16 protein-coding genes are annotated in these 19,125 nt (G+C 61.2%); 6 read left to right on the top strand and 10 right to left on the bottom strand.

Annotated features, from left to right (window positions below):
- Window positions 1-9: 9 nt before the first annotated feature.
- The 5 genes from AAY81_RS09780 (at window position 10) to AAY81_RS09760 (ending at window position 4,160) form a co-directional block, all read left to right on the top strand.
- Window positions 10-630, top strand: a complete 621-nt coding sequence (locus AAY81_RS09780; RefSeq protein ID WP_066664566.1) for a DMSO/selenate family reductase complex B subunit — start codon at window positions 10-12, stop codon at window positions 628-630.
- A 1-nt stretch (window position 631) separates the two neighbouring features.
- Window positions 632-1,495, top strand: a complete 864-nt coding sequence (locus AAY81_RS09775) for a dimethyl sulfoxide reductase anchor subunit family protein (protein WP_066664564.1) — start codon at window positions 632-634, stop codon at window positions 1,493-1,495.
- Between the two features lie 107 nt (window positions 1,496-1,602).
- The gene (dmsD, locus tag AAY81_RS09770; RefSeq protein WP_066664562.1) at window positions 1,603-2,268 is read left to right on the top strand and encodes a Tat proofreading chaperone DmsD; all 666 of its coding nucleotides are present in this window, start codon (window positions 1,603-1,605) and stop codon (window positions 2,266-2,268) included.
- 53 nt (window positions 2,269-2,321) lie between these two features.
- Window positions 2,322-3,182 carry a dimethyl sulfoxide reductase anchor subunit family protein gene (locus tag AAY81_RS09765; protein WP_169815821.1) on the top strand — a complete coding sequence of 287 codons (861 nt, stop codon included), beginning with the start codon at window positions 2,322-2,324 and terminating at the stop codon, window positions 3,180-3,182.
- A gap of 327 nt (window positions 3,183-3,509) precedes the next feature.
- Complete coding sequence (locus AAY81_RS09760; RefSeq protein WP_082867989.1) at window positions 3,510-4,160, top strand: M15 family metallopeptidase; 651 nt, start codon at window positions 3,510-3,512, stop codon at window positions 4,158-4,160.
- A 181-nt stretch (window positions 4,161-4,341) separates the two neighbouring features.
- Here the strand turns inward: AAY81_RS09760 and AAY81_RS09755 are convergent, their stop codons facing one another.
- The 9 genes from AAY81_RS09755 to AAY81_RS09715 form a co-directional block, all read right to left on the bottom strand.
- Complete coding sequence (locus tag AAY81_RS09755) at window positions 4,342-5,295, bottom strand: 4Fe-4S binding protein (RefSeq protein ID WP_066664552.1); 954 nt, start codon at window positions 5,293-5,295, stop codon at window positions 4,342-4,344.
- A gap of 5 nt (window positions 5,296-5,300) precedes the next feature.
- Window positions 5,301-5,951 (bottom strand): 4Fe-4S binding protein, encoded by a 651-nt coding sequence (locus AAY81_RS09750; RefSeq protein WP_066664550.1) that lies wholly within the window; start codon window positions 5,949-5,951, stop codon window positions 5,301-5,303.
- Window positions 5,941-6,723 (bottom strand): TorD/DmsD family molecular chaperone, encoded by a 783-nt coding sequence (locus tag AAY81_RS09745; RefSeq protein ID WP_240480590.1) that lies wholly within the window; start codon window positions 6,721-6,723, stop codon window positions 5,941-5,943. The genes AAY81_RS09750 and AAY81_RS09745 overlap by 11 nt, the downstream gene beginning before the upstream one ends.
- A 56-nt stretch (window positions 6,724-6,779) precedes the next feature.
- Entirely contained in the window at window positions 6,780-7,598 is an 819-nt protein-coding gene (locus AAY81_RS09740; RefSeq protein WP_066664549.1) for a dimethyl sulfoxide reductase anchor subunit family protein, read from the bottom strand.
- Window positions 7,599-8,183, bottom strand: a complete 585-nt coding sequence (locus AAY81_RS09735; RefSeq protein ID WP_066664548.1) for a 4Fe-4S dicluster domain-containing protein — start codon at window positions 8,181-8,183, stop codon at window positions 7,599-7,601.
- Entirely contained in the window at window positions 8,183-11,107 is a 2,925-nt protein-coding gene (locus tag AAY81_RS09730) for a molybdopterin-containing oxidoreductase family protein (protein WP_066664545.1), read from the bottom strand. The genes AAY81_RS09735 and AAY81_RS09730 overlap by 1 nt, the downstream gene beginning before the upstream one ends.
- Before the next feature lie 61 nt (window positions 11,108-11,168).
- Complete coding sequence (locus AAY81_RS09725; protein WP_066664544.1) at window positions 11,169-11,834, bottom strand: hypothetical protein; 666 nt, start codon at window positions 11,832-11,834, stop codon at window positions 11,169-11,171.
- A 185-nt stretch (window positions 11,835-12,019) separates the two neighbouring features.
- Complete coding sequence (locus tag AAY81_RS09720) at window positions 12,020-13,585, bottom strand: helix-turn-helix domain-containing protein (protein ID WP_066664541.1); 1,566 nt, start codon at window positions 13,583-13,585, stop codon at window positions 12,020-12,022.
- Between the two features lie 255 nt (window positions 13,586-13,840).
- Entirely contained in the window at window positions 13,841-15,493 is a 1,653-nt protein-coding gene (locus AAY81_RS09715) for an FAD-dependent oxidoreductase (RefSeq protein ID WP_066664538.1), read from the bottom strand.
- A 180-nt stretch (window positions 15,494-15,673) separates the two neighbouring features.
- Between AAY81_RS09715 and AAY81_RS09710 the strand changes: the two genes are divergently transcribed.
- Complete coding sequence (locus AAY81_RS09710) at window positions 15,674-17,296, top strand: helix-turn-helix transcriptional regulator (RefSeq protein ID WP_169815820.1); 1,623 nt, start codon at window positions 15,674-15,676, stop codon at window positions 17,294-17,296.
- Window positions 17,297-17,400: 104 nt separating this feature from the next.
- Here the strand turns inward: AAY81_RS09710 and AAY81_RS09705 are convergent, their stop codons facing one another.
- Window positions 17,401-19,062 carry an FAD-binding protein gene (locus tag AAY81_RS09705; RefSeq protein ID WP_066664532.1) on the bottom strand — a complete coding sequence of 554 codons (1,662 nt, stop codon included), beginning with the start codon at window positions 19,060-19,062 and terminating at the stop codon, window positions 17,401-17,403.
- Window positions 19,063-19,125 lie beyond the last annotated feature (63 nt).

Raw genomic sequence — 19,125 nt, 5'->3', positions numbered from 1 at the left:
GAGGTAGCCATGACGCAATACGCATTCTTTTTCGACGGCAAGCGTTGCACGGGCTGCAAGACCTGTGAACTTGCCTGCAAAGACTATAACGACCTGCCTGCCGATTACGCGTACCGCCGCATCTGCGAGTACGGTGGCGGCAGCTGGAGTACCGACGAGAACGGCTTTGCCATTCCCGACGTGTTCACCTACTACGTTTCCGTGGCGTGCAATCACTGCGACGACCCGGCATGTACCAAGGTGTGTCCGACGGGAGCTATGCACAAGGACGGCGATACTGGGCTCGTTTCCGTGGATACCGATAAATGCATTGGTTGCGGATACTGCCATATGGCTTGCCCTTACAATGCGCCGAAGGTGGATCGCTCGAAGGGCCACAGCGTGAAGTGCGATGGCTGTGCCAGTCGCGTAAGTGCCGGCCAGCAGCCTATCTGCGTGGAGGCATGCCCCATGCGCGCTCTGCAGTTCGGTCCCGTAGACGAAATGGAAGCCCTAGGCGAGCGCGGCAACATAGCGCCGCTTCCGAAGGTGGAGCACACGCAGCCTAACCTATTCATCAAGCCCAGCAAGCATGCCTGCCCGGCTGAATCGGGCTTGGGCTCCATCGTCAACGAACTTGAGGTGATCTAACGTGGAATCGCTGTTTTCCGAACTTCCCCTTACGCTGTTCACCACATTGGCTCCGCTGGGCGCTGGCGCCTTCGCCGCGCTGGCGATTGCCTTTCGCGTGGCAGAGTTTTCCGATGAGGAGCTGGCGCATATCGATAAGATGACGCTTGTTCCCCTGGGCGTGGTACTGGTGGCGTTCCTGTGCGCGACCGCGCATTTGGCTAATCCACTGCATGCGCCATTCGCTATCTTGGGGCTGGGTGCTTCTCCGCTCACCAATGAGGTGGCTGTGGGCGTCGTGTTTTTCCTTGCGGCTATCGTGTACGTGGCTCTTGCCCTTGCCGGCAAGCTTGCGCGGGGTGCTCGCACGGCGTTCACGACCGTGCTTGCCCTGCTCGCCGTGGCTTTTGCCGTGTTCATGGGCCTGGCCTACATGATTCCCACCATCCCTTCGTGGAATCTGATCGTTTCGCCCGTTGCTATGGTGGGGTATCTTCTGTCTGGCGGTGCGGCTCTGGGCGTGGTCGTGCTGGGCGCTGCGCATGCCCTGAACGTCGATCGCATGCAGGAGCTGCGTATGCCTCTGTCGGTTATGGCTCTGGCGGGTGCCGTGTTGGCCATCGTGGGTCTGGGCGTGCAGTTGGGCATTGCTGGCGGGCTTTCGAATTCCCTTGTGCAGGGTGCCAGCCTGGTTTCAGCGGCGCTTCCCTACGCCGTATGCGGTCTGGCGTGCGTGGCGCTGGGTGCCGTAGTCGCGGCTTTCGTGGCGCTTCGTAAGGCGGGTATGGGCGCTGCTGTCGCAGCGTGCTCGCTGAGCCTCGTGGGCATTTTTGCCGCTCGTGTGGCCTTCTACGCCGTGCAGCTTTCCGTGGGCTTCACGCTATAACCGTTTCCCGTGAAGGCAGGGTGCTCGGGCTGCGGGCCTGAGCACCCTGCTTCTTCGTTTTGCGATGCGCTACCATAGTGCGCGTGAATTTCTTGAAAGGATGTGCCATGACCGAAGAGACTCGCTTGCTTGCCCCCGAGCAGCTTGAGGGTATCGTGTTCGTGGGAAGCTCGCTGGGTACGCTTTTTCGCGAAGACCCGGCCCTGGGGAATGCCGACGCCCTCTTTGACGCGCTGGTGCAGCTCGACCCCGAAGCCGCTGCCAGCCAGTGGCCTTTCGCCGGTGCGTTGGCGGGCGAACCTCTGCAGGCGCTGTGCGAGGCGCTTGCCGCCTGGCCTGCCGGAGACGTGCGCCGGGCGCTTTCCGATGATTTTCGCAATCTGTTCGTAGGTCCCGCCCGTAAGGCCGCGCCGCCGTGGGGATCGGTCTACACTGACCGTGAGTGCGTGATTTTCGGGCGCACGTGCCTAGATTTGCGCGATTGGATGGGCGAACACGGTATCGATAGCGAGGCCCGCCACAACAAGGAGCCCGAGGACCATATTGGACTCATGTTGCAGCTTGCCGCGTGGATTGCCCAGAACAAGCCCGAGCTTACGGCCGAGTATCTGGAGCTGCACCTGCTTACCTGGTCGGGGCATTTCTTGGACGTCATGGAAGAGGCGGCGAAGCATCCCGCCTATCGTGCGCTTGCGCGTCTTACGGCTGTTACGTTGGATGCAATGCAGAGCGAACTGGGCTTGCATCCTGTCATCCCGCGCTTTTACCGGTAGCCAAGATGTTCCAGAGCGGTGCAGACATAGCTTTCTCGAACGCCTCGGGAGAAGTGAGCCTTGTGTTTTTCACGGCACTGGCCCCTGCTTCCGCCATCGCGTTTGTCATCATGGTTTTGGAATTGGCCTTTGGCGAGCTGGAGCATCAGCGTGCGTATCGCTTGGGAAAGACGCTTGGCGTTCCCCTTGTGCTGTGCATGGTGGGGCTTGTGGCTTCCGCCACGCATCTGGGGAATCCCTCGAATGCTCTTTACGTGGTGTCGCGCGTGGGGGCGAGCCCCCTTTCGAACGAGGTGGCCTCAGCGGCCGTGTTCCTGGTTGCGGCAGCGCTTTCCTGGATGATCACGTTCGCCGAACGCGAGCACCCTGTCCTGCGCAAGGCGCTTGCCTTGGTAACGGCAGCAGCGGGTGTCTTGTTCATGAGCGCGTGCGGTTTCGCCTACAGCGTGAGTACCATAGAAACGTGGAATACGCCCACTACGCCCGCGAGCATCATCCTGGGCGGCCTCGTTGTTGGACCGTTGCTGGCTCTTGGTTGCTTCCTGCATGCGGAATTTTGCCGTAAGGAAGATGCGCTTTGCCGCGTACTCGTGGGTGTTTCTTTCTTCTGCGCGGTGGGGCTTATGGCTGTGTATGCATTCGTATGGGGCAATCTTCCCTATGTAGGCAACGAGCTATATCAGGCAGCCGAGCTCGTTCCCCGATATGGCGCTATGCTTGCCGGCACGGGTGCACTGTTGACTGCCGCTTTCGCCATTGTCGGGGCCCAGGTTTTCACGCATTGCGGCGTCGGGGCGTCCGCGCGCACGCTTTCATGGCGCGTGTTTGGCGCCTGCGCGCTGGCGTTCGGCGGTCTGTTCGTCATGCGTTTCGCTTTCTACCTCTCGCATCTCACGGTGGGCATGTCGCTCTAGGGTGGGTCGGGTGACAGAGGGACGGTTCTTCTGTCACCCAACGGCTTAAGGTTGGCCACTGGTGGCCCAGTGCGGGGTGGCGCAGGTGACAGCAGAACCGTCCCTCTGTCACCGGCAAGCGCCACTGGATGAGGGAGGGGTGACGGGTGACAGAAGAACCGTCCATTTGTCACCTTACGGCATTCCCTCCTAGCCGTCCGGTCCGCGTTTTGTGCGGGTTTGCAAGCCGAATTCGCGAGTGGGCCATTCTGATGGTAAAGGGTTGCGGTCCCATTGCGTCTCCGCTGGTACAATGGGGATATCAAAGGCGCTCGAGTCAGGAGCCTTATGAAACAGCCCAGCCCCACCATGGATGCTTCTCGTTTCGTTGTTCTTGCCGATTTCGTACCGGGTATCATCCAGGAAATCCGCTATCACTCGACGTACAATTTCGTGGGCGACCGCATCGACGGCTACGAAGAGCCTTGTGCGCTGCTCACGCGCGATGCCGCTCGTGCGTTGAAGGGCGTGGCAGCTGAAATGGCGGCGCGTGGTCTGCGTCTGAAGGTGTTCGACGCGTATCGTCCCGCCCGCGCGGTGAAGCATTTCGTGCTGTGGGGCATCGAAGACCTGGACTTGCGCATGAAGCCGTTTTTCTATCCCGACTTGGAAAAGACTGACCTGTTCAATCTGGGGTACATTGCCAAGCAGTCCGCCCATAGCCGAGGCAGCACGGTCGATCTTACGTTGCTGGACATGGCAACGGGCAAGGAGCTCGACATGGGCAGCCGCTTCGACTTCTTTGGCGAAATATCCCACCCCAGCTACCATGGCATAACCGACGAGCAGTTCGACAATCGCATGGTCCTGCGCAACGCCATGGTGCGTAACGGATTTGCGCCCATCGATTGCGAATGGTGGCACTTCACGCTGGAAGACGAGCCGTATCCCGAAACGTACTTCGACTTTCCCGTTTCCGCACGCTATCTGGGGCGTTAATTTTCCAAGGGAATGCTTGTGGCAAGCGCACTATGGGGTGACAGCAGAACCGTCCCCCTGTCACCTTGTCGCGGAGTGGGGTGACAACAGAACCGTCCCTCTGTCACCCTCCGTCACCCGCTAGGCGAAAAAGCTGGGCGCCCGCGGAGGGAGGGATAACGGGCGCCCCGGCAAGTTCGCGTTAGGATGGCATCTCCGGCGTGGGAGGTGCCGGGTTTTCGCTGCTTGCGCGCTTGGCGGGCAGGAACGGCAGCGTGATGGCGCTCGCGGGGCAAGCGTCGGCGCAGCTGCGGCATTTGACGCATTCGGTCATCGGTCGTTCGCCCATATCGGAGAAGGGGTCGATGTGCTCCGGGCAGGCAGAAGCGCAGGCCTTGCATGCCTCGCCCTTCGTGTCGCGCAGGCACGCATCGTGGTCCACCGTGGGCCTGAACGTGCGGTTCGTGGAGCCGATGAGCGAAAACAGTGCGCCCAGCGGGCAGAACCTGCCGCACCATTTGCCCAGCACCACCACCTCCAAGATGATGATGGCGGGGAAGAGCAGCAGGCAGAACGTGACTTCGTTGTATTGCACCATGCGCCAGAACAGCACGAACGTTGCGACGCTCAGGCCCACGGGGCATACCAGGCAGAACACGGGGAAGCCGAAGATGGCCGTGGAGGCCAGGGCTCCCAGGAGCACGCCATGGCGCGAATCGAGGTTGAGCTTCTTACGCTGCGGAGCATCGTTGTTCTTCCAGCGTTCGTAAGAAAGCTTCGCCGCCGCATGGCGCTCGTTTGCTTCGCGCGCGGAGCTCTTCTTGGTGCGGAAGAGTTTACCCACGTAGGGAATGGGGCAGATCCAGCCGCAGAAGCCCTTACCCGCAACCCATACCACGGCGAGCATGGCGATAAGTGCAATCACCAGGCGCGGCACGAACGCCCACGAGCCGAAGATGGATTCGAGCGCGCCCAGCGGACAGACGGTGGCGATATAATCCCAGCCGAATGATGAAATGGTTCCGGTGCCGCTGTGGATGGCCAGGCCCACGCCCATGGCCACGAACGCCAGAATGGCTACCGTGGCGCGCAGGCGCGCCGACTTTCCGCGTTGCTCGGCGCGGGGCTTTTCCTTGGCTGTAGTTTCGTTGGCCATGTTGCTCACCCCTTCCATACTTCTACGTTCACGCCGCGGCGGTTTGATCCGTCATAGGCGGTGTACTTAGCCGAGGGGCATTCGTATTCGCAGGCCCCGCAGCCGTTGCATAGGTCGGCGATTATTTCCAGGCCGCCATCGGGCGTGTCCTTGATGGCATCGTAGGCGCAGGCGTCCCGGCATTCCTTCGAGCACGAGCGGGAACCCGAGCGGAAGAGCAGGCACTCGTCGTAGTCGAACACCGCAATGCCCATCTTGTCGGCGTGCGGATCGAATCCTGGAACAAGCGCTCCGGTGGGGCATGACTTTACGCAGCGGAAGCCATCTTCTCCGTCGCAAAAATCGCACCAGCCCAGGCTGTATTTCATGATGGGCAGGCGGACGCTCAGCAGGCCGTTTTCCAGATGCCCCAAGCTGATGGCGTTCTGCGGGCAAGCGGAACGGCAGCGGTCGCAGCGGATGCACGAGCCTACAAGCTGGCTTGTTTGCCCGCCGGGCGGAAATACGAACTCGTTTTCCCCGGCGAACGCCTTCACCCCGCCACCCACGGCGATCATAGCCGCGGCGCCGGCCGCGCCCACCATGAAGGCGCGCCTGCTCAGGCCCGGGCTACGGTCGTCGGGTTCTGCGTTCGGGGTGGCCTCCTCACTGCTCATCGCGGGGCTCCTGGCCCTCGTGCAGACTCTCGAAGTCGCCCGGAGCGGCGCTTTCCACCACATCGATCATTTCGAACAGCGACTGCTCGTCGAGCTCGATGAACCCTTGGGTGATTTTTAGCACGCCGCGATAGAAGCGGGTGTGAAGCAGGAGCAGCGCCTGGTCGCGGAACATGCCGAACCATGAGGCAATCTGAGCGTCCAGGAAATCGCCCGAGGCGTTCAGGTAATGCAGCGCCAGTTCCAGGCGGCCATCTAGCAGCGCATCGCGCGTGCGGCGGCTTTCCAGCGCCATGAATTCGAACAGGAACGATAGATGGTCATCGGGCCAGTCCAGCCCGGCGCGCTTCGTGACCGATTCCGCGCGCATGGCGTGGACGACGTCGCGATAGCCTTCCTGCATGAGCAGCCCCGTGGCGCTCGTGAATACCGACTTGTAGGGCACGGCGGTCTTGCCCTTGTACGTGGAGGTGCCAGCGAAAGCGCCCGTAAAGTCGACGGCAAGTTCCTGGCGCGTTCCCGTATTGCGTTTACGCAGGTAGCGGGCGATGTCATTGGCGCCCTCGGCGAAGAGCTCGTTCAGCTCGGCCCAACCGGAAAGGTCCGCCTGGGCAAGGTTGTCGATCTGCTCCTGCTTGAGTGGTGCGAAGTAGAGACTCGCCAGCAGTTCGTAGAATTCGGCGCGCGTGTCAAGCGCCGCAATCATGGCCAGCTCGTCTTGCCTGACTTGCTCGCGCTCGCGTGTTGCGTCCATTTCCTCTTCGAGGATCATCGACGGTTCCTCCTTCTCGAAGGGGTGGGGCAGGCAGCCCGCCCCACCCCAGGTTGCTAAATGCCCAGCACGCTACGCGTGGCTGCGGTTGCGAACAGGTCGAAGAACCCGCTTCCGGCAAGCCACATCACTGCGCGCAGGCAGATACCGCATGCGATGGCGCATGCAAGCCCGCCGTACACCATGTTGGCGTTCGTGCCGCGTTTCCACGCGAACAGGCAGGTGAGCGCACCGATCACGATGGTTCCGCCCCAGAACAGCACGGGGTCGAGGGCGAATTGCACCATGAATCCGTATATCAGGCACAGTACCGGAGCCGCTACGGCGCACGCGATAGCCGCCGTGTCGAACTTTTTCAGCTCCTCACCGTCCACGCCGGAAAGCGAGGCGATAGCCAGGAACGTGAATGCGCCCATGGGCAGGTCGGTGCCCAGGTAGGCCAGCGGAAGCGCGATGGTGTTCCATGCTGGCTGGGCTTGCATCACGTAGCCGTTGCCGGTAACGAAGCCCAGCAGCAGGCCGACCACGATGCCGCATACTCCCAGCGCTTTGGAAGCGCCGCCGAAGTTGCCGCCGCGGATGGCGATCAGGTAGATAAGCGCCACGATAACGGCCAGGCCGAGTGCGATGATTTCCATCGAAATACCCGAGAACGAGAACAGGTTCTGCGCGGCTGCCATGATGTTCGAGGGCTGACCCAGGTGGGCAACGGAGCACAGGCCACCAACGATCATGAGGGCGATAGCCGCGATGGTAGCCTTGAAGCGCGCTTTTTCAGCGGCGCCCAGAAGCTCGGAAATACCCACGAAGGCGAATGTGGCGCCCCCGCAGCCCGCGATGAGGCTGAACAAGAGCAGAGGCCATTGGATTTCCATCTAGATCAGCTCCTTCCAGCTAGCCGTTTTCGAACTGAGGATGTACACCGAGCTGGGTCCTGAATCCTTCGGGTCGGGCAGGCGGTGGCAGTTGGCGGCACCCGCTGCTGCCACGGCCTTTGCCGCGTCGCTTGAGGGGTCGTCCAGGTCACCGTAGATGCGCGCGCCCGTGCAGCAGTTGTGCACGCATGCGGGCTCGAGGCCCTCGGCCGTGCGGTGGCTGCATAGGGTGCACTTTTCCACCACGCGCTCTGTTTCGTTGTAGCTGCGTACGCCATAGGGGCAGGCCATCATGCAGTAACGGCAGCCGATGCACTTCGACTTGTCGATGAGCACGATGCCTGTGTCGGGGTCGCGATAGCTGGCGCCGGTGGGGCAGACCTTCACGCATTGCGGGTTTTCGCACTGCTGGCACTGCACGGGCAGCCAGTACATTTCGATGTCGGGATGTGTTCCCGTGGGGCCAACAGCCACGACGCGGTTCCAGTAGTTGCCGAGGCCGATTCCGTTCTCGAACTTGCATGCGGCGATGCAGGAATCGCAGCCGCTGCAGCGGTCGAGGTCTAAGACAAGACAATTCCTCATTAGAATACATCCTCCGTCCTGGGCTCGTTGTGCAGGGTGGGCATGAACGGCTCGAACTCCTTGGGCTCAATCCAGATGATGTCGGGCTTGGTGCTCTTCTCGATCTTTACCGTGAAGCCGCGGTTGGTATACGAGCCATACACTTCGTTGAAGGGGGCGGTGTTCTTCGTGAGCACGTTCACGTTGCATTCGCGCCAGCCGGCGGTGCGCTTGGCTTCGGGGACGGAATCGTCGAAGCATTCCGGATTCCAGAAGCGCTCCATCCAGACCACGCCGGGCGCTACGCCTTCGGTAAGGTAGGCGCGTCCGTGGATCTCGCCACGACGGCTGGTCACCTTCACCCAGTCCATGTGCTTAATGCCCAGCTTTTCGGCATCGCGCGTATTGATGCGCACGTCGGGTGCGGGGTACAGTTCGCGCGAGAACGGCGCATGACGCATGGTGCCGTGATGGAAGTAGGGAACGCGGCCCGAAGTGAGGATGAACGGATACTCGTCGCGGTCGCCGATCTGCTGCTGCGCATCGCTGTAGGGGCTTTCGCAGGGTTCGATGAACGTGCAGATGGGGCTGTAGTCATCGCAGGCTTCTTGCGGGTTGGGGTAGCAGAACGGGTAGCCGTTGCGGGCCATCTTCAGCACGATCTGCGTGTAGGTTTCCACCTTGCGCGATTCGGTGCCAAACCCGGCGGGCAGGCCGTCGGTTGCCGTCATTTCATGCTGGTAGTACTGGAAGTACTGGTCTTTCGGCGTAACGCAGGGGACGTACTTGTCGATGTCTGCCTGCAGGGCATCCCAACTGGGGGCCATCAGCGTTTCGGCCGTGCTCTCCTTCACTTCCTGTTCTGTGGCGCTGCCCAAATACGCGGTCGCCATGCCGCCGCCCAGTTCCAGGCCATTGGGAATGTGTCCGCCGTACATCTCGCGTACGCGGTTCACGACCTGGCCAGCGGGAATGGAATGGCTCACCGTCTCGCCGATGTGGGTGCATTCGTTCTGCAGCCACTGGGTGTTCAGCTGGGTCATGTTCACCATGGGCTCTTCCAGCCACTCGCGCAGCGGGAACACCAGGTCGGCGGCTTCCACGTGGAACGACGTGAGCATCGGGTACTGGCCGATGATGAAGTCCACTTCGGGGAAGACCTCGTACCAGCTTTTCGCGTTGCCCAGCATGGCCAGCTTGTTACCCGACATGTCGAACCACACGCGCGGCTTGTACGGCTCGCCGGTGGCGATGGCCTGGCGCACCGTGGGGATGTGACTATGGCACCAGGCGTACAGGCCCTTGTGGTCTTTCATGCCCAGGCGGTCCTGCAGCAGCTTGTTCAGGATGCGCTGCGAGTCGGGCATTGCGGCACCCAGCTTTTCGATGCGTTCCTTGTTTTCGGCTTCTGACATGCCGATGACTGCGCCAACGCCGTACATGTCGGAGAACATGCCACCGAATCCGTTGTTGTAGGTAACGGGGCGCTCGATGACCTTTTCGCCCGTAGGCGTGGAAGTGAAGTAGCCGCCGCCCTTCTGGGTCATGGAAACGCCGGGCTTGTTGATGTAGCCCATGATGGAATCCAGGCCCATAAGGCCGATGGGTACCTGCGAGGCCGATTCGGTCATGTCGGCTGCCACGCCGTTGCAGATGCCGGCCACGCCGTCACCGCCCTTGCAGGGGGCGCGGTTACCGTCATCGGCATGCGTGTACAGGCGGATGGCCTGCTCGTTCTTGTCGGCGGGAACCCAGCATACTTCCTCGCAGTGTTCCAGCGTCCAGGGCTCGGCCTCTTCCTTGTAAATCTGGCCTGCGGTCTTGTACGTCTTGCCGTTGTACGTGCCCGTCCAGAAGATTTCGGGGTCCACGGTGGAATCTTCGGGCTTGCTGTAGGCGAAGGGCTGCACGCTGTTCGTCTTCAGGTCGTAGCACACGTACGCCGGCGTGTTGTCGGGCGTGGGCGAAACGTAGTCGGGGAACAGCTCGCTCGCGATAACCGGCAGCTTCGTGTCGGGGTCGATGAGGAACGGCATGTTCGTCCAGTATTTCGTGAACTGCTCGTTGTAGAGCTTGTTCTCGAAGATGTAGCGGAACCACGAAAGGATGACGCCCGTGTCGGTGGCGGGGCGCACCGGCAGCCATACGTCGGCTTTCGCGGCATCGGGCGAGAAGTTCGGGTCGACCACGATGGTCTTTACGCCCATGCTGCGAATTTCGGCCATGCCACGGCCCGATTCGGCCGTTTCCGAAACAGAAGGCTGAGCGGCCCAGATAACCACGACCTCTGCCTTGTTGTCCTCTTCGGGGCGGAAGATCTCCTGCACCGCGTTGTCGGCGATGGATTGGTCATCGCCGCCGTAGAACAGCTTCGACATGCTCCAGCGGGGCAGGTAGCACTGTGCGCAGCCTGGCTCGAATACCGTAGGCGAGCCCATGGCCATGGGCAGCGTCATGGCTTCCATGAACGAATAGGATCCGCCACCGCCTACCGAAGAGAAGAAGGAGTAGTTACCGTATTCGTCGATAGCCTCCTTGATCTTCGTGGCGGCCAGCTCGATGGCCTCGTCCCAGGAAATGACCTCCCACTTGTTTTCGCCACGTTCGCCCGCTCGCTTCAGCGGATGCAGCACGCGGCGCGGGCTGTACATGGTATGCAGCTGGTTGAGTCCCTTGATGCACAACGAGCCGCGGCTCACCGGCGCTTCGGGGTCGCCTTCCAGGCGCACGACCACGCCGTTTTCGATGTAGGCGATTGCCGGACACATCTGAATGCAGCCATGGCACGACGTGCGGACCTTCTTGGTTTCTGTCGTGGTGGCAGCTTCGGCGGTGTCCGCTTCGACGAGCGAGCCGCTCATCGAAATGCCCAGCGATGCCGCCGCGCCTGCGAGCATTGACATCTTCGTGAATGCTCGGCGCGACATGTTCGTTTTCAACGCCATATTCTCCTACCTTCCCTTTCTCTCACTTGCTTTCTCCTCCCCCGTCTGCGGGGTCCCTTGTCTACTGCACCTCCGCTAGAAACCTCCGTCCCTCGTCTGTCGTTTCCCATCCGGCCTGCCAGACGAGCGCGCCGACGCGGTTGAGCCGGTCGACGAGCACGCTGGGCTGGATTCGCTGCTTGGAACCGTCTTGGGTGACGAAGAGTACGTCGCGCCCTTCGAGCAGGTTCGATAGATCGTTGTAGGTGCGCTTTTGGCTTGAACAGTAGGCCAGCAGCTCGCGGTAGGTTGCCGCGCGCAGGGGCTCTTCTTCCAGTAGTTCGCGCATGCGGGAAAGGGGGTCGTGCAGCGCCACGAAGCGCCTGCCCACCTCGGTGGTTTCGTAGGCTTCGTCGGCTACCAGGTCGTCCGCCTCGTCTTCGGAAAGCCCCTCCAGGTCGGCTGGGGTCACCACGTTGCCTTCCTCATCCAGCAGAATGCGCTCGAGTCCGTAATGCTTTGCCAGCAGCGCCGTGAGATGATAGGGGGACTGAACTGCCTGGGCGTATTGCGGCAGGCCCATGATGTATGTCTCGACCTCGCGCAGCATATGACGCGTCTGGCAGAATGCCAGCGTCTTATAGCAGATTTCGCGGTGAAGCGACTGACGCGTTACGGCGAACTCAAGCTCGTCGAGCTTTTCCTCGTCGGATAGTTCGCATAGCTCCGCCTGCACTCTCTCTTCCATGAGAAAGCTCCTCTCCTCCTTGCCGCGCGCCCTATGCGCCGCGGTATGCTCCCATCTCCTTGGGGCTAAGCATGGCCAGGAAGGAAGAGGCGAGGAAGATGTGGAACGGATGAAATTGGCGGATGAGAGCCCCGGAATCTCGTCCCAAGGCTTCTAGTTCAAACTGGATGAGATGTTTGACGTGGTTAAACGAAAGATTTTTCGGCGTTGTAACGCAGGCGTGCGTCTTTCATGAGCTCTTCGCGGGAATGTACGCCAAGCTTGGAGTAGACCGCATGGGCGTGCGTGCGCACGGTGTTGCGCGAAAGGCAGAGCTGCTCGGCGATGGCGTTTACCGTTAGGCCGCGCGCGAGCATGACGAAGATTTCGGTTTCGCGCTGGGTAAGTTGATGGGCTGCCGCCACCTGTTCCATGGCGGTGCGGAACGGGCGTCGTTCGGCGGGACTTTCCGATTCGTCCTCGGTGCAGATTTGCGGCATGATGATGCGCTGCTGCATCATTTCCTCGAGCGTTTCCTCTTCCTGGGATGCTGGAGCAAACAGCGCATTGCTGTCGATGAAGATCATCATGAGCACGGCGACCAGCAGAACCACTACGGCAGTTGCGCCGAAGAATTCGGCGGGGGAGACGATCTGCAGCAGGTTGGGCAGAACGTTCACGCCCCAGTAGCAGCCGGTTACGCATCCGGCCAGGAACAGGCCCTGCCCCAGGCCGAAGGTGCGCACGACCGAAGTATGTCGCTGATAGACCACGAGCGAGAGAATGCACCAGTTCATTAGGCCGGCCACGGTGTAGCAGATGTTGTTCAGCTGCTGCCAGATGCCACCGGCGGCGCTCAGCAGCGCCAGGCCTACGAACGACATGGCCAGAAGCAGCATGAATACCCAGATAACCTTCACCACATCGAGCGAGGCCAGCCGCGGGCTGATGGCGATGTAGATGAATGTCAGCGCCACGGGGATGCGCAGCAGGGTGGTTATGTTGGTGGAAATCAGCGTGTCGGCGGGATTGCTCTGGCTGATGGCATTGATGTTGATCGTGGAAGACACGAACGCCAGCAGGAAGAATACGGCCAGAATGGCAACGAATCCGCGTGTGATTGTGCCGTTCGCTTCGGGCAATTGGGGATTCTTCTGCATGGTAAAGGGTGCCGCGGGGCTGGGGATGGTGGCGAAGAATGCCGTGAGCAGGGGTAGCCCTATGCAAATGACGATGCTGGCAAGCGAGGGGCCGCCTTCCACGGCCAGCCCCGGGGGCGCGCACATGTTCAGCTGGTAAACGAAGACCTCCGCTATCTGGGCAAGTGCCAGATAGAGCAGCAGTTGGCGTGGGGCAAGCTGGCTGTATGCCGAAGCGCAGAACAGCATGATGACCATGGAGCTTACGCCCATGAGCGCGCAGCCTATGTTGAAGGGTAGCACCGCATCAAGATAGAAGGGTCCCGCCAGAATGATGAGTAGGGCCCCGAAGGCGGCGGTTATGCCTGCGATTCGCACTACGCGCGGACGAATGAGCGGCAGTCGAAACCGACGGGGAAGAAGGGCCACGGCTAGGCAGGCCAGGGCAAACGTGCCGTTGAAATACAGGTAGAGCAGGGTGATGTTGGCGCCGTTCGATTCGGTGGCGGAAAGCCAGCCAGCGCCGCTGAAGGCGATGTCGTTCCAGGCAAGCGAAAGACCTGTTGCCAGAAACGGTAACGAAGGCCACAGCTTGCCAAAGCGTGCGACGGTATTGCGCTCCCTCTCGTCCATATCGTCTCGCTCTCCCCGTAAGACGATCCTCCCCATGAGCTCCTTTCATTTTCGGGGTGCGCAGCGGCGTTGTCAACGAACGGGCGGTTGCGCGGGACGGGTGACAGGGGGACGGTTCTTCGACGGGTGACAGAGGGACGGTTCTTCTGTCACCCTTTGGGTCGTGGATGCGCCGATGTTTACCCGCATGCCGCTTTGTGCGCGCAAAAAGAAAGCCCGCAGAAGCGGGCTTTCCGAACGTGTATTAGCTAGTTGCTATTCTAGACCAGCGAGCGTGCGGCCAACCAGGTAGCCGAAGCACACGCAGCGGCCATGGCTGATGGCGCTGATGTGATGCGGGTAGGTGCCGAAGAACATCGAGCCGCTCGTGTTGCCCAGGGCATACAGACCCTCGATGGCCTGGCCCTTCGTGTCGAGCACCTGCGACTTCGCGTTGATCTTCAGGCCGCTTACCGTAACCAGGCACGAACCGCTTTCCTCCAGCGCGTAGAACGGCGCCTTGTCCATGGGCAGTAGGGTGGTGGGGTTCTTGCCGAAGTCCTCGTCCACGCCCTTGGCGCAGAACTCGTTGTAGCGATCAACGGTGGCCTGCAGGGCGTCCTTGTCCACGCCGATCTTGCCGGCCAGCTCTTCGATGCTGTTGGCTTCGATGAGCACGTCCTTGCACTGCTCCACCAGGTCACTGCCCTTCCAGGGGATAACGCCCTTCATGGCGTCGAACGCAGCTTCCAGGTCGCCCGACATAAGCAGGTAGTCGCGGGCACCGGGCTGATACATGATGGCGTTCGTGAGGAATTCGAACGAGAGACTCTCGTTTACGAAGCGCTTGCCCTCGGCGTTCACGCGGGGGAAGGCAAAGATGGCGCCGTTGGCTCGCTTGCCTACGGTGGAGCCCGCAGGGTCGTTCATGAGCACGTGCGGGTAGTCGTCCACGGCAGCGCCCACGGCCTGGCCCATGAGGTGGCCATCGCCGGCTTCGGTGAGCGTGGGGTTGATCCAGGCGTTTACGGCAAGGTCGCGCGGACGGGCTACCTGGGAGAGGATATCCCAGTTCTGATCGTAGCCGCCGGTTGCCAGCACCACGCCCTTCATGGCGTTGAACTTAATGTAGCCCGAATCGCCCTTTGCAATCACGCCGGTCACGGCACCGTCGCCGTCGCGCATGATCTGACAGGCAGGCGTGTTGTAGCGCACGTCAGCGCCATGGCTCTTGGCGTTTTCAATCATCATTTCAACGAGCGCGGACGTGCCGCCAGCCACGCGTACGCCGCTTGCCCATGTGGTCACGCCGTCGCTTTCGGTGTTGGCGCCCACCACGGTGAATGCGCCGCACTTGCTGCCCTCGGTGGCTTCGGACGTGTCCATGGCCCAGTTCATGGCCTCGCCGGAACGGTTGATGAACTGCAGCCACACGTTGCGGTCGGCGCGGTAGTCGGCGCTGGCCATGGCATCGTTCAGGAACTTCTGCTTGTCGATTTCCACGCCTGCAGCTTCGTGGGCGCGGTCGCCGATGGCGCCGATTTCGCTGCCGCGTGCGGCGAACGTGCTGCCCTTTTCCAGCAGCACCGTGGAAAGGCCGTTTTGCGAGCACGAAGCGGCAGCGGTGGCACCCGCCATGCCTGCGCCGCATACCACGACATCACAGTCGACGGTTTCCACGATTTCGGCATCGGAGATGGACTCTTCCACGAAGGCAACGGGCGCCGGGTTGGGCTTGTGGAACTCGAGGTTTTCCAGATTGGGCAGCAGGGTTTCGCCCGAAGTGCTGCCTGCGGCGGATGCGCTCTTTGCGGCTTCCTTTTCGCTCTTGGCGGGTGCGCAGCCGGTGGCGGTCAGCGCCAGCGCGGCAGCGGCGGTTGCGGCGGCGCCTACGAATCCGCGGCGCGATACGGCATGGTTTGCGGTCATGATTCCTCCCTTGTTTATGCTTCCTTGTTGCGCTTCCTCGCATGAAGCGAGGCCAGCGTGCGCGTTGGCTATAATGGCTGCTGAATTGCCGCAAGGCGTCACGCTGAATGCCTCCATCCGCTGGGGGAAGCGGGTGAGGACGATGGTATGAGGGTGCAAAGGCAAGGGGTATCCGCAAGAATGGACAAATCGATCCAAATAGGTATCGGACAAAAAGTACGAACCAATCTGACCAGGCTCTTTGATGGTCCTTACGCGTTGCTGTTCGTGTGCGGCCTGGCCCTTTTCTATGCGTGGGACCTCTGCACGATCTACTGTGAGCACGCAGTGGCGGCGGAAGCGTACAATCCCGTGCCGTATTTTTCGATTCTCGTTACCAGTGCGGCCGCTACGGCCGGCTTCGTAGCAATCGGCGTGGGGCTTCATAAGCTGCAGTCGTTCAACTTCGTTGGGCTCATCGGCACCGTCGTCGCCGGCGTAGCAACGGTTGTCGCCGCATTGCTGGTGCAGGTTGATGGCATCGACGCTGGCGTGGTGCGCCTGGTGGCGGATGCCATTGCGCGCCTGGGCTCGTGCTGGGTCATCGTGGCGTGGGGCTCGCAGTATGCGCGGCTCGACGCGTTCCGCATCACCGCGTACACGCTCATTTCGTTTATCCTGGCGCTTGCGGCCTGCCTGGTCATGCTTTCCTGCCCGCAGGTTCTGCGCGTGGCGTTCGTGGCGGTCGCTCTGCCTTTGTCCATGGCGTTGGTGCTGCGCGCCAGCCGCATGAAGCTGCCCGAGCACCGGGTGGTGGGTCGTGAAACGTTCATCGGCCTTACTTGGCGCATTCTCCTCGTCTTCTTTCTATTCGGCATCGTTACGTGGACGAGCATTCCGTGGGCCCAGGCGAGCGCTGGTGTGCAGGGGCTGGGCCAGCTGGTTATTGTGGGTAGCGGCGGCGTGGTTACCGTGCTGCTGGTGCTGGCGCTTGTCACGGGCGGCGCGTTTTCGCAGTCGTACATCTACAAGGTGGTGCTCCCGCTCATCACGGCGGGCATTCTGCTGGTGGCCACGCTGAATTTCGAGACGAATGTGGGTGCCGCTCTTATTTCCATTGGCTACACCTGCTTCGACCTGTTCTGCTTCGCGCTGTTCGCGAACGCCTGTCGTAAGACGGGTGTGGACGCTCGTCGCGTGTTCAGCTGGTGTCGCGCCATCGAAAGCAGCACGCCGTTTTTCACCGTCATCCTCATGGTGGTGCTGGAAGGCTTGCTGCACATGGGCGATAGCCTGATGGTGAACCTCATCAGCGGCGCGAGCATGCTGGTGGTGGTTGCCGTTATCATGCTCGATCAGACTGACCTGTTCGAGCGCGAGCAGCTGAACCCCGCAATAGACTATCCGCGTGCCGAAGTGCTGTACTTCGCCCGGCAGTGCGAAGAGGCCATCGCTCGCTTTGGCCTTTCGCCGCGTGAAGCCGAAGTGCTCAGCCTTATCGTGCGCGGCCGCAGCGTGCCGCATATTTCTCAGCGCCTGTTCATTTCGCGCAGTACGGTGAAGACGCATATCTCGCATCTCTATGAGAAGCTGGGCGTTTCCGATCGCCAGGAAATGATTGACGTCATCGAGTCCATCTCGCTTTCCCAGGCGAATAAAGGTGACAGAGGGACGGTTCTTCTGTCACCCCGCGCTGTACCGTCAAATGCCCAACCGTTGCTGAAGGGCGACGGCAGAACCATCCCCGTGTCACCTGAGCGTCCAACGGACGGAGTGACAGCAGAACCGTCCCTGCGTCACCCGCGGCGACCGTTTACAAGGTGACAGCAGAACCGTCCCTCTGTCACCCTCTGTCACATGGGGGCAAACGCAAACGCGGCGACCGTTTTGCAACAGTCGCCGCGTCGCGGGAGGGATTAGGTTGAGTACTACGACTTCCAGTACTTCGTGCTGTCAGCGTAGCTGGCGGGGTGGGACGGCGTAAGGCCGCCAGTAAGGGCGTGGATGACGGCGTAGCGGCCCATGGTCATGTAGGAACCGCAGCACAGACCGCCCTGGTAGAGGTTCCATTCCAGGCCACCGCAGACGTTACCTGCGCCCGAGCCTACTGAATACAGGCCGGGGATGGGCTTGTCGTCCTTGTCGAGTACGCGGCAGAATCCGTCGATTTCCACGCCGGAATTGATGGCGCTGCAGCGAATCCACTGCCTTACGCCCCAGTACGGCGGCGTGTCGATGGGCTTCATCTTGTCCTTCGCCAGGCCGAATTCTTCGTCCACGCCGTTGGCGCAGTACGCATTCCACTTTTCCACGCTCTTCTTCAGGGCGTTCGCGGGAATGCCCAGCTGGGTGGCCAGCTCGTCGAGCGTGTCGGCGCGGTGCGTGTCGATGAGGCTCGTGTACACGCCTTCGGGGTTCTCTTTGTAGCCGGGGATGTAGTTCTCCAGCGTGGCGATGGGCGTCTTCGCGCCGTATTTCGCCATGTAGTCGTTATCGAAGATGCGGCAGAAGTGGCCGGGGTCTTCGGCGTCCTTGTTCCACTGCAGCGAAAGGTCCCACGATTCCATGGGAATGTCCTCGTTCATGAAGCGTTCGCCTTCCATGGTGAGCGCCATGAAGGGGTAGGAGGTCATGAACATCGGGGCGGCGTCCATGTCGTGCATGGTCTTGGCGTGGTTGACGGGCGTCATGCGGCCGCCTGCCATCATGCTCATGAGAATGCCGTCGGCCGTCTTGTTGACCTGCTTCTTCTGGAAGCGAACGATGTCGGGGGAGTAACGCGCCACCAGGCTGTCGTTGTTCTGGTAGTCGCCCGCGGCGATGATGACGGCTTTCGTGGCGTTGAACTTGATGTGCTTGCCATCGCTGCGGCCCACGACGCCCGTGACCTTGCCGTCCTCCACAACCAGCTGCACGGCAGGAGTGCTGTAGAAAATGTCGGCGCCCAGTTCCACGGCGTGGTCGGCCAGCTTCTGCATGATGGTCTGGTTGTTGATGGGCTTGGGTGAGAAGTTGTTGCTTGCCACGGTAATGTAGCTGCCCTCGTCGAAGTCGGTGCGCGTTTTCGACGTTACGGGAAGCAGGCCCACCTGGTCGCTCTGGGCGAGCATCCACATGATCATTTCGCCTGCGTGCTCTACGTACAGGTCGAGAAGATCGGGGTTCATGCGGTATCCGCCGGCTTTGCGCCAGGCCTGCTTGTACTGCAGCTTGCCAATCTCGTTGCTCTCGTCCAGGATGGGGCCCGAAGAGCCGTTGCCGTTTGCGATGGCGGTGCTTTCCTTCTGCAGGCAGGCCACGCTCGCGCCTTCTTCCAGCGCGGTGAGCACGGCCGGCACGCCGGCGGTGCCAGCGCCTACCACCACGATGTCGTAGGTCTTCTCGTCATCGAACTTCGTGATGGTTTCCACTTCCACCACGGAATTCTCGAAGTCTTCCGCCGTGGTGCCCTCGGGGTACGCGCTGCTGGAAGAAGCTTCCTTCGCCTTGTCCTTGGTGCCACCCGAGCAACCTGCCACGAGTCCGCTTAGCGCCGCTGCCCCTCCAACGAGGGCGCTTCCTTTCAGAAATTCCCTTCTACCGATGCTCATGATCTCCCTTTCCTCGCATCTCGTAGGTTCCGCATCCGCGCTCCTTGTTTCGCGTTGCGTTAC

The organism is Denitrobacterium detoxificans (assembly GCF_001643775.1).
Classification (GTDB): Bacteria; Actinomycetota; Coriobacteriia; order Coriobacteriales; family Eggerthellaceae; genus Denitrobacterium; species Denitrobacterium detoxificans.
The sequence above is the reverse complement of the archived record's forward strand: the minus strand, read 5'-3'. Positions and strand labels throughout refer to the sequence as shown.